Source organism: Metabacillus sp. GQ13, from assembly GCF_059758525.1.
Window position 1 is genome coordinate 425277 of record NZ_JCAXET010000001.1, and the last position, 14655, is coordinate 439931.

The following is a 14655-nucleotide window of genomic DNA, read 5'->3' on the forward strand; positions in this document are numbered from 1 at the left end:
AGACTTTACTAGGTTTTTATTTATTATCTCTTTTAAAATCAAGAAAGAGTAAATAAGTATCCATCTACCATATAGAATATTTAAGTTTCGCATTATAAATCTCCACTATTATTAAATATTCCTATACGATTTGTCAAACGTTAATAAAGAAATTACCCTAATCATATACTAATTCATTCAGAAAAAACATGTATATTTTCACAAATTTTACATATTCCCCTTCATAATCGTCTTTCCTTTTGGGACTTTTCAAAAAAATTCGCCTATTTAGTAAAATGGTTATTAGGTTTTATTTAGAAAAAACATCAAAAATTTAAATGAAATAAAAAAGAACAACACAGCCTAACTATTGGAATGCATTTTAAGTAGAGCCCTGTACATTGTAAAATAGTACGTTTTTAAATGGCTGTTTTCGCAAAGATTGTTGCTTTCCATACAAAGTACACATGTACACGTTTTAAGCCGTGCTCTTTTCGCTAAATGACTCTGATACCCCTCTGGAGATTGCTTGAAATTTACATCATAAAAATCCAAAAGCCGATTTTTATTAGTTCTAGAGCAACAAACTTTTAGAAAAGAGCCTTTTAAATAGAATTACTTCACTTTATCAGCGAACTCTTCTAGTATATGACCTGCATTTTGAACTAATTTTGCACCACTTTGAATTAGTTCATTTGTCCCTACACTAAAGTCATCAAAAATAGATCCTGGGACAGCAAATACCTCTCTATTTTGTTCTAAAGCTTGTTGAGCAGTGATTAATGATCCACTTCTCTTTTTAGCTTGGATGATAATTGTGCCTAGTGATAATCCGCTTATTATTCTGTTCCTCATTGGGAAATGCCATTTTTGAGGTGGAAAGGATGGGGGATGTTCTGAGAGAATTAAATGATCAGTCATCATTCTTTTTGCTAAGGGTATATTTTGCTTTGGATATAGATGAAACAAACCACCTGCAATAACGGCAACTGTTCTTCCTCCATTATTCATCGCTGTTTCGTGAGCTAGTGTATCAATGCCTGCTGCCAATCCACTAACTATTGCCCAATTGTCCATGATTAGAGGCTTTAGGATATGCTTTAAAACAGATTTACCATATTGATTAGGATGCCTTGTGCCTACGACACTAATTACTCGACTACTATGAGAAAGACTTAGATCCCCAATGTAATACAATATTGGTGGAGGGTCAGATATCTCTTTAAGAAGAGGTGGAAAATTCTTGTTATTGTGCGTTATAAAGGATACTTCTTTGTTCTTATATACTTGATAGAGACTGTCAAAATGTAGAGAATTATACTCTTTTTTTAAAGCTAATACTTTCTCTTTAGACATATTAAAATATCTTTTCCAGTCCTCATCTTTCAGCATATGAACGATATTTAATGATGGATCTACTTTCAATAATTTGGATAATAGCTGATTACTTATACCTTTACAATGAGATAGTAAAAATATTTTTTTAGTTACAACTTCCATAATGTCCTCCCTTTTTATTACTTGCATAACAATCTAATCATTTCTGTCTATACAGTTCTTATCAAAAATGTTTGTTCCTCTTACACAAGAAAAAGCAACTTTTGGATTTTCTATTATTATCGGAAGCTATTTTAAAGGAACCTGGAAAAATAGGTAAGAAAAAGAGGCAGACAAATAACCAAATGGTCAAAACCTTTTGTCAGCCTCTTCACTCAAATTAATGTGTTTTACATTTATCTAATAGCCCTTGTTCTTCAAGTACTGTAATAAGTGTTTCTCCCATAACTGAAGGTGTTTCAGCTACTTTAATACCACATGCATTCATTGTTTTAATCTTTTCTTCAGCAGTACCTTTACCACCAGAAATAATCGCACCAGCATGGCCCATACGTTTCCCTGGAGGTGCTGTTTGTCCACCTATAAAGCCTACAACCGGTTTTGTCATATTAGCTTTAATCCATTCAGCTGCTTCTTCTTCAGCTGTTCCACCAATTTCTCCGATCATAATAACAGCATATGTGTCCTCATCCTCGTTAAAAGCTTTTAGAACATCAATAAAGTTTGTTCCGTTTACAGGATCCCCACCAATACCTACAGCAGTTGATTGACCAATACCAGCTTCTGATAATTGATGGACTGCTTCATATGTAAGTGTTCCAGAACGAGAAACGACTCCTACATGACCTTTCTTATGAATATAACCTGGCATGATGCCAATTTTACATTCATCAGGAGTAATTACTCCTGGACAGTTTGGTCCAACTAAGCGTGTTTTTCTACCTTCCATGTAACGCTTCACTTTTACCATATCAAGAACCGGAATATGCTCAGTGATACAAATAACTAAATCTAGTTCAGCGTCTACTGCTTCCATGATTGCATCAGCTGCAAAAGGAGCAGGTACATAAATGACAGAAGCATTGGCACCAGTAGCCTTCACTACTTCTAAAACGGTATTAAATACTGGTACTCCTTCTACTTCAGTACCACCTTTACCAGGTGTTGTTCCACCGACGATATTTGTACCATATTCAAGCATTTGCTTTGTATGAAATAATGCTGTAGAACCAGTGATACCTTGTACCATTACTTTCGTATCTTTATTAATAAATACACTCACGTTTGTCCCCTGCCTTTCTTACTTTACTAATGAAACGATTTTTTGTGCGCCGTCAGCCATAGATTCTGCAGAAGTAATATTTAAACCTGATTCATTTAAGATTTTCTTACCTAAATCAACGTTTGTTCCTTCTAAACGAACAACAAGTGGAATATCTAAGCCAACTTGTTTGGTTGCTTCAACTACACCTTCAGCAATGACATCACATTTCATGATTCCACCGAAGATATTAACAAAAATACCTTTTACTTTTTCATCAGATAGGATAATTTTGAATGCTTCTGTTACCTTTTCAGCAGTCGCGCCGCCCCCAACATCAAGGAAGTTTGCCGGTTCGCCGCCATAATACTTAATAATGTCCATTGTAGACATTGCAAGTCCTGCTCCATTTACCATACAACCGATATTCCCATCTAATGAAATATAGCTTAGGTCATATTTTGATGCTTCAATTTCCTTCGCATCCTCTTCTTCAAGGTCACGATATTCTACAATATCTTTATGACGATATAATGCATTTTCATCAAAATTTAATTTAGCGTCAAGAGCCATTACATTGCCATCACCCGTAACAACAAGCGGATTAATTTCTGCAATTGAGCAATCTTTCTCTACAAAAGCTTGATAAAGGCTTAGCATAAACTTCACTGCTTTACCAACTAAAGCTTTTGGGATGTTTATGTTAAAAGCAATTCTTCTAGCTTGATAGCCTTGTAGACCAACAGCTGGGTCAATGACTTCTTTAAAAATTTTCTCTGGATTTTGCTCAGCTACTTCTTCAATTTCCGTTCCGCCTTCTTCAGAAGCCATCAAAACGACACGTGAAGTTGCACGATCTAGTACTAGGCCTATATAATATTCCTTTTTAATGTCACAACCTTCTTCGATAAGTAGGCGTTTTACCTCTTTACCTTCAGGTCCTGTTTGGTGTGTTACTAGTGTTTTACCTAAAATTTCTTCAGCATATGTACGAGCTTCATTAAGGTTCTTAGCAACTTTTACCCCACCAGCTTTACCACGTCCACCTGCATGGATTTGAGCTTTTACTACAACTACATCTGTTCCAAGTTCTTTTGCAGCCTCAACCGCTTCTTCAACAGTAAAAGCAACACGTCCATTTGGTACAGAAACCCCGTATTTACGAAGGAGTTCTTTTCCTTGGTACTCATGGATATTCATTTGCCATCCTCCTAACCTATTTGCAAGAATAAAAAATACTACGCTTTCATTTTATATTAATAGTTTGTACCTTGTCTACTATTCGACAAAAAAGAATCCATTCCTTCAATAAAAATTAATTTTATTAAAATAAGAGTTTACTACTTTAATTTGTTATGCATTCAGCTCAAATTGAATAATTGATTAAATATTTAGTATTCTACTCCTATATACCTTTATCTATTTTATAAATAAATGCAAATATTTCTGCAACGGCTTCGTATAGTTCTTCAGGTATTTGTTGATCTATTTCTAATTTAGATAAAATTTCTATGAGGGCTGGGTCTTGTTGAATGTGTATATTATTTTTTCTTGCAGAGTCTAGAATTTCATCTGCTATTAAGCCCTTACCTTTTGCTATTACTTTAGGTGCACTTTCCTTATCGCTATATTTTAATGCTATAGCTTTTTTTGTTCCATTGTCGGCTGTCATATCCTTATATCAACTCCGGTATAGGAAGTAGCTGCAAATGATGAACTTGATTGAGGAATTCCTTTTCCAATTGTTTCATCGATCTCAAAGGGTTTTACAATGATAGCGGAAACATGATAATTCATTTGATTCAATACTCCTTTCAGGCCATCACCAGCCGAAGCAATAATTTTTCCTAATGCTTCATTATCATTTCTAATTGTAATATTCATGATCCGATTTTGTATTTGAACATCTATCATTATTTCTTTCAAAGAAGGTAGCTGCAAATAAAATAGAATTCGGCAATATGCCGGGTCTATTTTTCCGTCATCCTGTTTCTTTCCATTCCATTGAATTGTCAAGTCTGTATAATGATTGTTCATAAAAAGCGGTATTTGCGTCACAATATGTTGAATTGGACCACTATCATGTTGCAATAAGGTTTGACCATTTAAACGATTGATAATGTGTTCCATTTTCTCTCGTAAATGAGGATTGTCCACTTGTTTACTTGCTGCAACTAACAAATTTTTAAATGATAGCAATTCCTTAGGAATTTCTTCTTTATTAACTAAGCTTTGCCACAATTTATTTTCATCGTTAATTCCTAACTTTCTTTCAGAAGACAATAGAAAATCCAATACATTCCCTTTTGTTGAAAGCAAAGAGACATCATTAGTAAGCTTACGTAATATCTCAACCTCATCTTCACTAAACTCAGGTTGATTAGTAGCTTCTTCGGTTAATTGATTCATATTAATAGGTGATCTAATTAGCTCTGTAGAAGATTCAAGATTAGATCCTCGACCATTTAAGAGTGAAACATTTAAGAGTTGAACGACATCATTTTCACTGAGATCAACTCTTGAAGTCATATTAGTAATAATTTGTTTTTCTCTATCTGTAAGTGTTTGGATTGTTTGTGGAGTTTTCAATCCCTCGATAAGTTTATTTACGTCATAGACTAAGTAGTTTTTCATTAGATTTGAAATGATTTCGGTTAACTGTTTCATTGGTGGTGTTAGTATCTTTTCTTGTTGAATTGCTAGTTGTAAATTTTCTATTTGACTAACTAAGGGGGCACTTGTTCGAGACGCTGTTAATGCTTCAATAACACCTGAAGATAAAGGATAATTTTGCTTTATTGCCGATATAATCGACTGGTTTTTTTCTGGAAGTCCATTATTAGATGATTCTTTTAATAGCTTGTTTGCAGCCAAGAACTGTTCTTTTGTAACCGGGATATTTTCGCTGATGAGTTCCTTAGCTAACATGGTATTAGCTTTTGTAGGACGCTGTTGAAATAAGTCTAACAAGCCTCTTGCTTGTGATGTTTGGGAACTTGTGTCCCCCTCAACTTGTTTTAATATTTTCAGTTTAAGTCCTTGTTGTTCATTCCCTTTAACTGTGAACCAATAGTTCTGATTTACATTTATTGTTGTTTCAAGTTGTGCAATAAGTTTTGATTGACCCACCTGGACCATAGCTTTTTGATTAGGAAAGAGCTTAAGTACATGTCCCATAACAACTTGATTCTCTTTTAACACAACACGATCCTTTGCCGTTGATATTTGTGATAAAGTATGTTGAAAAAGATTTTTTATTGTAGTTGCATGTTCCACTTGAGACGCCCCTTCCTTTTAGTTTTTTATAAGCTCTTTAACAGGTGCAAAACTCTTCCTATGATGTTCAGTTATTCCATGTTTTTGCAACGCCTCTAAATGGTGTTTTGTTCCATATCCCATATGTTGTTCAAAGCCATACATAGGATATTCATTACCCATTTCAACCATCATCCGATCCCGGGTAACTTTTGCGATAACAGAACTTGCTGCAATAGAAACACTTTTAGAATCACCTTTAATAATTGATTCCTGAGAGATAGGTAAAGGTAGTTTCATAGCGTCGAGTAATAAATAATCTGGCTTGATAGATAACTTATTGATGGCTATTTCCATCGCTAGTTTTGTTGCCATATAAATATTCTTTTGGTCTATGATCTCTGGTGAAACAATACCAACACCAATTGCATGAGCATTCTCTTTTATTAATCGATAAAATTTGTCTCTCATAGTAGCTGACAGCTTCTTAGAGTCCGTTAGACCTGGTATGTAACAATCAGTCTTCAAAATGACAGCTGCGGCTACTACAGGGCCTGCTAAAGGTCCTCTCCCTACCTCATCTATTCCTGCTATCAACTGATAACCTTGATTCCATGCCGCCCTTTCATAACTAAGCATGTCATAAAACTGTTGTTGTAACATTTTTTCATGCTGATAATTTTTCAACCATTTTTGAACAAGAAGTTGAACACCTTTTCTAGTATCATTTATACAATCCTCTAAAAAAGGATCTTCTTTATTGGTAATATCTGATAATTTTTCCTGTACTTCTTTCGTCGTTAATTGCATCTTATTTCCCCTTATACGTTGTTCCAATTTCTGATTAGCATATCTCAAATTGATTTTATTCTTATTTCACATATTGAATATGACGCATTCGCTTCACTCTAAAACGAGGTAAACAATTAATTATACTACTATCTACTATCTATTCACCTAAATTCTAGAGGATTAACGACTTTTAGCACTATTATTTATATCGACAAGGTTTAAAATAACTAAAGCAAATTTGAACGATTAGATGTTTAAATATGTACTTATTAGTAATTATAAATGGCTCATTGTCGTTTATATTTTTAAGAATTTCAACACAACGGAATAAGAAAAAAAACGATAAATAAAGACCCGCATATTTTGCGAGCCGCCTTTATTACTTATGAGTAGATTCTAATTCTTTTGGTGTTTCAAAAGATAATCTACCTAATTTATCCGCGCGAAGCTCTCTTAAAACGAGTTCTGAGGTTTTGTCATAATCTATATAGCCACCTTGCATCATACAACCTCGCTTTTTCCCTATTTCATCAAATAAAGAAACAACCTCTTCAGGTATTTCATCTAATTTATATCTCTCCTTAAGTTGGTTAGGATAGTTCTCTTTAAGGAAATTCAACGCAAAAACAGTAACCTCTTGTAAATTTAGAATCGTATCCTTAATTGCCCCGGTTGTAGCTAGCTTGAATCCAACTAGCTGATCTTCAAATTTCGGCCAAAGAATTCCAGGTGTGTCTAGTAGCTCAAGCTCAGTTCCTACCTTAACCCACTGTTGAGCCGTCGTCACGCCAGGCCTGTCTCCAGTTTTGGTAATATTTCTCTTTGCTAGTCTATTGATCAATGTGGATTTTCCGACATTTGGAATGCCGATAATTAGCGCACGTATTGCCCGAGGCTTAATTCCCTTAGCAGCCATTTTATCAAACTTCTCTTTTAATATGATCTTTGATAAAGCAGTAATTTGCTTTAATCCAGTACCTGTTTGCGAATCAATCGCGATTGCAGGGATTTCATTGTCTTTAAAGTAATCAAGCCATTGCTTTGTGATTGAATAATCAGCCTTATCTGCTTTGTTTAAAAGAACGATACGAGGCTTGCTTGAAACAATTTCATCAATCATCGGATTTCTAGAGGACATTGGGATTCTCGCATCAACAAGTTCAAAAACAATATCAATTAATTTAATTTTTTCAGTTACTTGTCTTCTTGCCTTTGCCATATGTCCGGGAAACCATTGGATTGTCATATAAACACCTTCTTTCCATTACTCCACAAATCTTATATCTGAGATCGGCCAATAAACAAAACTGGTCTTACCCATAATCTCTTCTATTGGTACAGTGCCTATATGGCGGCTATCCTTGCTTTGTCTTCTGTTATCACCCATAACAAAAATATGCCCCTCAGGGACAGTAGTTTGTCCAATAATACTTTCTAGTTCAAAAGGCTCAGTTAAGGGTCCGTCAATTAATTGGTTTTTATATTCATCAAGATACGGTTCTTCATACTTTTTTCCATTTATATAGAGAGTATCCTCTTTGTATTCAACATGATCACCAGGTAAACCAATTACTCTTTTGATATAATCCTTGTCAATTGTTGCATGAAAAACGACAATGTCGAACCGTTTTGGTTCTCCAACTTTATATGAAAATTTATTCACAATCATTCGATCTTGTGTATGTAATGTCGGCATCATTGAATAACCATCAACAACGATCGGAGCAAAAAAGAAATACCGTATAACTGCTGCTAATAATACTGCTATTGCTAGTGCCTTTATCCATTCTAAAATTTCATTTCTCTTTTTTGTCATCATCTTCACCTACTCTAGCAATCATTTGACCACAGTTCTACTTACTACTATTCCCCAATATATGATGACACAATCGAAGTAAATAATGAATTTCAGAAGTTATCGAAAGAAAAATCCCTACATTTATTATCTGTCACTTCAATTGAATAAATTGAACCATTAGAAAAGTGCTTAGATAAAAAAGGAGCTTGTTTTATAACAAGCTCCTTTTCATCTATATGGACAGCAGCCAGCCACTGGCCATATATTTAGAACTCAGGATTAACTGAGCAATCTTATCGAATTTCTTTAATACGTGCAGCTTTACCACGTAATTGACGAAGGTAGTAAAGTTTCGCACGGCGAACTTTACCGCGACGGATTACTTCTAAATTCGCAATCTTTGGCGTGTGTACAGGGAATGTACGTTCTACACCTACACCGTAAGAGATCTTACGTACTGTAAATGTTTCACTGATTCCACCACCACGACGCTTAATCACAACTCCTTCAAACAACTGAATACGTTCACGTGTACCCTCGATTACTTTAACGTGTACACGTACTGTATCTCCAGGACGGAATGAAGGAAGATCAGATTTTAATTGTTCTTTTGTGATATCTTCAATTAGTTTTTGCATCGTTTTCAACTCCTTCCAACAGATGTTCATTCCAACATTTAAGATTGCAGCGGAACATCGTTATAAGTGACTTTACTTTTTAAAAACACAACGTGAATTTTTCAAGGCAACAAGCCACGAGATACATCATACCATATTGATACTATGCCTGCAATAGCTAGTTCCCATTTCCCCATTGCTTTATGAGAGATTTTTGCTGATCTGTTAAAGGGTATGAATCGAGTAGATCTGGTCTCCTTGTAAAGGTCCTTCTTAGAGACTCCTGCTCACGCCACTCTTCTATTCGTTTATGATTGCCAGATAAAAGAACATCAGGTACTTTCATCCCTCTAAAATCGGCTGGCCTGGTATAGTGAGGATGTTCCAGCAAGCCAGAACTGTATGAATCCAAAATAGGCGAATCTTCATTTCCTAATACTCCTGGAAGTAGGCGCACCACACTATCTGCTATCACCATCGAGGCTAACTCCCCACCTGTTAAAACAAAGTCTCCTATTGATATTTCATCTGTGACGAGGTTTTCCCTTATTCGTTCATCATACCCCTCATAATGGCCACAAACAAAGAGTAGATGTTTTTCAGTAGCTAATTGTTCTGCTTTAGCTTGTGTAAATCGCTCCCCTTGTGGGCAAACAAGAATGACCTTTGGTGTTGTTTCTGTTTGCTTTTGGATATCCTCTACCGCATCAAAAATCGGCTGTGGTTTTAGGACCATACCAGCCCCACCACCATATGGATAATCATCTACATTATGATGCTTGTTAGTAGAGTAATCTCGAAAGTTAATGGTCCGAAACTGAACAGCTTCTTTCTCTTGAGCTTTTTTTAGAATAGATTCATTCAATACTCCTTGAAACATTTCTGGAAAAAGTGTCAAAAAATCAATTTTCATTAATCAAGCAATCCTTCCATCGGGCTAATCACAATTTTTTTAGCTTCAATATCTATCTCTTTTACGATATCATCGATATAAGGTATGAGTAGATCCTTTCCAACTTTTCTCTGCACTACCCAAACATCGTTTGCTCCGGTAGCTAAAATCTCACGAATTGTTCCAATTTCTTCTCCCTCTTCAAGCTGAACACAGCAACCAATAATTTCGTGAAAGTAGTATTCTCCTTCATCTAAATCAGATAATTGATTCTCATCTACTTTAATTAATGCACCTTTAAATTGTTCAACATCTTGGATAGAACCCATTCCCTTAAATGTAAGTAAGTCAAAATTCTTATGTACACGATGCTTATCAACAACCACCTCAAGAGGTTTGATTGAATCTTCTTTAAAGATGTATAAGGTATTACCTGGTTCATACCTTTCATCTGCAAAATCTGTTTTTGATATAACCCGAACTTCGCCACTGATACCATGTGTATTGACAATCTTACCAACATTAAACCATTTTTCAGCCATATTCATCACCTCAACGTATTTGATCTACAATTCCATCTTTTATAACAATTGTTTTTTCCTTCATCAACTCATCCCAATTGTCCCCAATATTTACTTCAACAATCGATTTGACTTCTTTTTCCTTTAGTTCACTTCCAATAGGTAGGGTATCTACTTGTTTCAACTGAAATTCAACGACTAACATCTTCTCCCGTCGTTTATCCATTTCTTTTAAAAATTGGGCTGCAAGTTGTTTACTCGTCCTTTCAACCTTTTTATACTCAAAATATAGCTGATCGCACTCTTGCTCTAATAATTCTTTCTTATTTGTAAACTGATCAATTAACATTTGTCTACTTGACTCGGTCAGAATTTGTTTAACAGTTACATGGTGGAGTATTTTCAATTAGTGTTCCTCCCCTACTTGAGCTTAATACTATTAGAAAAGCGCAAGGCGACCGTTTTTCGGCGACAAGCATAAGATTAGACGATAGTTGGTCGTCTAGACTAATTGGATTTATGATCATTCAAAGTATTATTACACTTAATGAGTCTACTTACATGAACCATATAGCTATTTCTATGTACAAAAAAAGGGGAGGATCTTCCCTCACCCTTTTTAATCATTAATTTCTAATTGAATTCTTTTAGATGAATTAGAACCTGCTGCATAAACAACAGTTCGAATTGCTTTTGCTATTCGGCCTTGTTTTCCAATCACTTTGCCAATATCTTCTTTATGAACGGATAGGCGGTAGGTAATTTGAGACTCATTTTCCAGTTCTGTTATTTTAACATCTTCTGGAGAATCAACAAGTGGTTTAACAATTGCTTCGATTAGCTCTATCATCTTGTTCACAGTCATTACTTGCTGTTTTTAGCGTTATGGAATTTTTCCATAATGCCTTGTTTAGAGAACAAGTTACGTACTGTATCAGATGGTTTTGCACCATCTTGCATCCATTTCAAAGCTAAATCTTCATTGATTTTCACTTCTGCTGGTTGAATAACTGGATTATAAGTACCAACTACTTCGATGTAACGTCCATCACGTGGTGAACGAGAATCTGCTACTACGATACGATAGAATGGTGATCTTTTTGATCCCATACGTTTTAAACGAATTTTAACTGCCATTATTTAAAGCACCTCCGAAAATATTTCAACAAGATAGTATGTTATCAAATAACTGATATGATGTAAAGGTTTTTTTCTTGTCAGAAGAAAATTCCCTATAAAAACACTTTTTCATTTGTATATTTATACACGTTTCTTACATGAACGGGAACTTCATTCCCTTTTTCTTACCCTTTGACATTGATGTCATTTGCTTCATCATCTTTTTCATGTCATCAAATTGCTTGATAAGTCGGTTAATTTCTTGAACAGAAGTACCGCTTCCTTTTGCAATTCTTTTTTTACGTGAAGCATTCATGATTTCTGGATTTTGCTTTTCATGTTTCGTCATCGATTTAATAATCGCTTCAACATGACTAATTTGTTTTTCATCAACCTGAACGTTTTTAAGTCCTTTAACTTTATTAGCACCTGGTAGCATACCAATTAAGTCTTCTAGCGGACCCATATTACGAACTTGTCCTAATTGTTCGAGGAAATCGTCAAATGTAAACGACATTGTTCGCATCTTTTGTTCAAGCTCTTTTGCCTTTTCAGCATCAACATTTGTCTGTGCCTTTTCGATAAGGGTAAGCACATCACCCATGCCAAGAATTCTTGATGCCATACGCTCTGGGTGGAATGCCTCTAAGGCATCAAGCTTCTCTCCAAGACCAACAAACTTTATTGGTGTATTGGTAACAGAGCGAATCGATAATGCAGCTCCACCACGAGTATCCCCATCAAGTTTTGTAAGCACAACCCCAGTTAGTCCTAATTGTTCATTAAAACTTTGGGCAACATTTACAGCATCCTGTCCTGTCATTGCATCCACGACTAGGAATATTTCATCAGGATTCGCAATTGTTTTAACTTTTTCAAGTTCGTCCATTAGCGTTTCGTCTATATGAAGTCTTCCTGCGGTATCAATGATGACATAATCATGATGCTCTTCTTTTGCATATTCAAGAGCCTTTGTGGCAATCTCAACAGGACTTACTTGATCTCCTAATGAGAATACAGACATATCGAGTTGCTTACCTAATGTTTCTAATTGTTTTATTGCCGCAGGACGATAAATATCTGCTGCAACAAGCAATGGCTTACGATTGTATTTCTTCCGCAAAAGGTTTGCAAGCTTTCCAGTTGTGGTCGTTTTACCAGCACCTTGTAACCCAACCATCATAATGACCGTTGGCGGGCGATTTGCAACAGCAATTTTGCTTTGTTCTCCACCCATAAGTCCTGTTAGTTCTTCCTTTACAACCTTAATGACTTGTTGTCCTGGTGTTAAACTTTTCATTACCTCTTGACCAATAGCACGTTCACTAACACGTTTGATAAAGTCTTTAACGACCTTAAAGTTTACATCCGCTTCAAGTAGAGCGAGGCGAACCTCTCTCATCATTTCTTTTATATCGGCTTCAGAAACCTTACCTTTACCGCGAATTTTTGCCATCGTATTTTGCAGTCGGTCGGCTAATCCTTCAAATGCCATAATGCCGCCTCCTAATCTAAATTCTCAATTTCGTTAAGCAATGAATTAATTTCATGTATGTCTGTAATAACAGGATTTTCACGTAGTTTAGTCATTAACTTTTGACGCATTTGAAATTTTTGAAATAGTAATAGCTTTTCTTCGTATTGCTCCAGCATCGCTTCAGTACGTTTAATGTTATCATAAACGGCTTGTCTACTAACATTATATTCTTCTGCAATTTCACCTAGGGAGTAATCATCCAAATAGTATAACGACATATAGCTTTTTTGTTTAGGCGTTAACAACGTTTGGTAAAAATCAAACAAGTAATTAAGCCTCGTCGTTTTTTCAAGCATCATGTCGTTTTCACTCCTTTGTTAAGTGAATTACCTTTACAACTAAATAGTCTACATATATAGCTTTTCCTTGTCAAGTAGTAAGTAATTTCATATATAGTCTTTTATCTAAAATTAAGATAAAAAGCGCTACCTTTTTCAAGTCTTACTCATTGAAAAAGGTAGCGACACATTTATAAAGTTTAGAAAGTATAACTTTTTACTCTCTTTTAGCGGCTAACCAGACAGGCGCTTTTTCGCTCTTCTTATTCTTTTTGATCATCTATTATTCCTGAAAAAAGACCATATACATACTGCTCCGTATTAAACTCCTGAAGATCATCCATTTTTTCTCCGAGCCCGACTAGTTTAACAGGGATATCTAGCTCACCTTTTATTGCAAGTACGATGCCACCTTTTGCTGTACCGTCCAACTTAGTTAATACGATCCCTGATACATCTGTGGTCTGGGAAAATTGTTTCGCTTGTGTCATTGCATTTTGTCCTGTTGTTGCATCTAAAACTAGTAAAACTTCGTGTGGTGCACCAGGAATTTCTTTTTCTATTACACGTTTAACCTTTTCAAGTTCTTTCATCAGATTGACTTTATTTTGCAGTCTCCCTGCTGTATCACACAATAAGACATCAACTTTACGTGCTTTTGCAGCCTGTACCGCGTCATACATTACAGCAGCAGGGTCTGAACCCTCTGACTGCTTTATAACATCGACACCTACTCGTTCTCCCCAAACTTCTAATTGCTCAATAGCACCTGCTCTAAACGTGTCTCCCGCAGCTAACAAGACGGTATTACCTTCTGTTTTTAACTTATGTGCTAGCTTTCCGATTGTTGTTGTTTTACCTACTCCATTAACTCCTACAAATAACACAACGTTTAATCGGTCTTTTCGCAAAGCAAGTTTGTTATTTTCTCCATCTTGATTCCCTTGATATATTTCGATTAGTTTTTCTGATATAACAGATTGAACCTCTATTGTATCTTGAATATTACGACGTTTAACTTCCATTTTTAATTCGTCAATTAAATCCATAACTGTTGATACACCAACATCGGCAGTAATCAATAGTTCTTCCAATTCCTCAAAAAAATCTTCATCAACTTTTCGGTATTTTGCAACAAGGTCATTCATTTTCCCTGAAAATGAATCCCTTGTCTTTGATAAACCTTCTTTAAACTTTTCTGTTACAGTATCTGTTTGAAGTGTAATTTTTTCCTTAAGTTTTTTAAAAAAGCTCATACTAATTAGTCC

17 protein-coding genes are annotated in these 14655 nt (G+C 35.3%); all 17 read right to left on the bottom strand.

All coding sequences use genetic code 11. The features are described 5' to 3' along the window. Positions 1–594: 594 nt before the first annotated feature. A complete protein-coding gene (gene dprA / locus AC6CHR_RS02105) occupies positions 595–1479 on the bottom strand; it encodes a DNA-processing protein DprA (protein ID WP_498246797.1) in 885 nt (294 codons plus the stop codon). A gap of 217 nt (positions 1480–1696) precedes the next feature. Next, positions 1697–2599, bottom strand: coding sequence for a succinate--CoA ligase subunit alpha (gene sucD, locus AC6CHR_RS02110; RefSeq protein ID WP_498246798.1), 903 nt, complete (start codon positions 2597–2599; stop codon positions 1697–1699). An 18-nt stretch (positions 2600–2617) separates the two neighbouring features. After that, entirely contained in the window at positions 2618–3778 is a 1161-nt protein-coding gene (sucC, locus tag AC6CHR_RS02115; protein WP_498246799.1) for an ADP-forming succinate--CoA ligase subunit beta, read from the bottom strand. 205 nt (positions 3779–3983) lie between these two features. Continuing rightward, positions 3984–4250 carry an EscU/YscU/HrcU family type III secretion system export apparatus switch protein gene (locus tag AC6CHR_RS02120; protein ID WP_498246800.1) on the bottom strand — a complete coding sequence of 89 codons (267 nt, stop codon included), beginning with the start codon at positions 4248–4250 and terminating at the stop codon, positions 3984–3986. Beyond that, the gene (locus AC6CHR_RS02125) at positions 4247–5854 is read right to left on the bottom strand and encodes a hypothetical protein (protein WP_498246801.1); all 1608 of its coding nucleotides are present in this window, start codon (positions 5852–5854) and stop codon (positions 4247–4249) included. The genes AC6CHR_RS02120 and AC6CHR_RS02125 overlap by 4 nt, the downstream gene beginning before the upstream one ends. 18 nt (positions 5855–5872) lie before the next feature. Beyond that, positions 5873–6643 carry a ribonuclease HII gene (rnhB, locus tag AC6CHR_RS02130; RefSeq protein ID WP_498246802.1) on the bottom strand — a complete coding sequence of 257 codons (771 nt, stop codon included), beginning with the start codon at positions 6641–6643 and terminating at the stop codon, positions 5873–5875. A gap of 361 nt (positions 6644–7004) precedes the next feature. After that, positions 7005–7871, bottom strand: coding sequence for a ribosome biogenesis GTPase YlqF (gene ylqF, locus AC6CHR_RS02135; RefSeq protein ID WP_498246803.1), 867 nt, complete (start codon positions 7869–7871; stop codon positions 7005–7007). 18 nt (positions 7872–7889) lie between these two features. Next, positions 7890–8441: a signal peptidase I gene (gene lepB / locus AC6CHR_RS02140; RefSeq protein ID WP_498246804.1), complete on the bottom strand. Its 552-nt coding sequence runs from the start codon at positions 8439–8441 to the stop codon at positions 7890–7892. Between the two features lie 275 nt (positions 8442–8716). Then, positions 8717–9061: a 50S ribosomal protein L19 gene (gene rplS, locus AC6CHR_RS02145; protein ID WP_498246805.1), complete on the bottom strand. Its 345-nt coding sequence runs from the start codon at positions 9059–9061 to the stop codon at positions 8717–8719. 157 nt (positions 9062–9218) lie between these two features. Next, positions 9219–9953, bottom strand: a complete 735-nt coding sequence (gene trmD, locus AC6CHR_RS02150) for a tRNA (guanosine(37)-N1)-methyltransferase TrmD (RefSeq protein WP_498246806.1) — start codon at positions 9951–9953, stop codon at positions 9219–9221. Further along, positions 9953–10474: a ribosome maturation factor RimM gene (gene rimM, locus AC6CHR_RS02155; protein WP_498246862.1), complete on the bottom strand. Its 522-nt coding sequence runs from the start codon at positions 10472–10474 to the stop codon at positions 9953–9955. The genes trmD and rimM overlap by 1 nt, the downstream gene beginning before the upstream one ends. A 10-nt stretch (positions 10475–10484) precedes the next feature. Further along, positions 10485–10859 carry a YlqD family protein gene (locus tag AC6CHR_RS02160; protein WP_498246807.1) on the bottom strand — a complete coding sequence of 125 codons (375 nt, stop codon included), beginning with the start codon at positions 10857–10859 and terminating at the stop codon, positions 10485–10487. Positions 10860–11072: 213 nt separating this feature from the next. Then, positions 11073–11303: a KH domain-containing protein gene (locus AC6CHR_RS02165; protein WP_498246863.1), complete on the bottom strand. Its 231-nt coding sequence runs from the start codon at positions 11301–11303 to the stop codon at positions 11073–11075. A gap of 14 nt (positions 11304–11317) precedes the next feature. After that, complete coding sequence (gene rpsP, locus AC6CHR_RS02170; protein WP_498246808.1) at positions 11318–11590, bottom strand: 30S ribosomal protein S16; 273 nt, start codon at positions 11588–11590, stop codon at positions 11318–11320. 136 nt (positions 11591–11726) lie between these two features. Next, positions 11727–13067: a signal recognition particle protein gene (gene ffh / locus AC6CHR_RS02175; RefSeq protein ID WP_498246809.1), complete on the bottom strand. Its 1341-nt coding sequence runs from the start codon at positions 13065–13067 to the stop codon at positions 11727–11729. Between the two features lie 11 nt (positions 13068–13078). Then, the gene (locus tag AC6CHR_RS02180) at positions 13079–13408 is read right to left on the bottom strand and encodes a putative DNA-binding protein (protein WP_498246810.1); all 330 of its coding nucleotides are present in this window, start codon (positions 13406–13408) and stop codon (positions 13079–13081) included. A 242-nt stretch (positions 13409–13650) separates the two neighbouring features. Continuing rightward, a complete protein-coding gene (gene ftsY / locus AC6CHR_RS02185) occupies positions 13651–14643 on the bottom strand; it encodes a signal recognition particle-docking protein FtsY (RefSeq protein WP_498246811.1) in 993 nt (330 codons plus the stop codon). Positions 14644–14655 lie beyond the last annotated feature (12 nt).

Bases quoted from the DNA above. Each gene is read 5' to 3' on its own strand.
- AC6CHR_RS02180 (WP_498246810.1), bottom strand. From the start codon at position 13,408: ATGATGCTTGAAAAAACGACGAGGCTTAATTACTTGTTTGATTTTTAC.
- AC6CHR_RS02120 (WP_498246800.1), bottom strand. From the start codon at position 4,250: ATGACAGCCGACAATGGAACAAAAAAAGCTATAGCATTAAAATATAGC.
- rpsP (WP_498246808.1), bottom strand. From the start codon at position 11,590: ATGGCAGTTAAAATTCGTTTAAAACGTATGGGATCAAAAAGATCACCA.
- ffh (WP_498246809.1), bottom strand. From the start codon at position 13,067: ATGGCATTTGAAGGATTAGCCGACCGACTGCAAAATACGATGGCAAAA.
- sucC (WP_498246799.1), bottom strand. From the start codon at position 3,778: ATGAATATCCATGAGTACCAAGGAAAAGAACTCCTTCGTAAATACGGG.
- rplS (WP_498246805.1), bottom strand. From the start codon at position 9,061: ATGCAAAAACTAATTGAAGATATCACAAAAGAACAATTAAAATCTGAT.
- trmD (WP_498246806.1), bottom strand. From the start codon at position 9,953: ATGAAAATTGATTTTTTGACACTTTTTCCAGAAATGTTTCAAGGAGTA.
- dprA (WP_498246797.1), bottom strand. From the start codon at position 1,479: ATGGAAGTTGTAACTAAAAAAATATTTTTACTATCTCATTGTAAAGGT.
- ylqF (WP_498246803.1), bottom strand. From the start codon at position 7,871: ATGACAATCCAATGGTTTCCCGGACATATGGCAAAGGCAAGAAGACAA.
- lepB (WP_498246804.1), bottom strand. From the start codon at position 8,441: ATGACAAAAAAGAGAAATGAAATTTTAGAATGGATAAAGGCACTAGCA.
- rimM (WP_498246862.1), bottom strand. From the start codon at position 10,474: ATGGCTGAAAAATGGTTTAATGTTGGTAAGATTGTCAATACACATGGT.
- rnhB (WP_498246802.1), bottom strand. From the start codon at position 6,643: ATGCAATTAACGACGAAAGAAGTACAGGAAAAATTATCAGATATTACC.
- ftsY (WP_498246811.1), bottom strand. From the start codon at position 14,643: ATGAGCTTTTTTAAAAAACTTAAGGAAAAAATTACACTTCAAACAGAT.
- AC6CHR_RS02165 (WP_498246863.1), bottom strand. From the start codon at position 11,303: ATGATAGAGCTAATCGAAGCAATTGTTAAACCACTTGTTGATTCTCCA.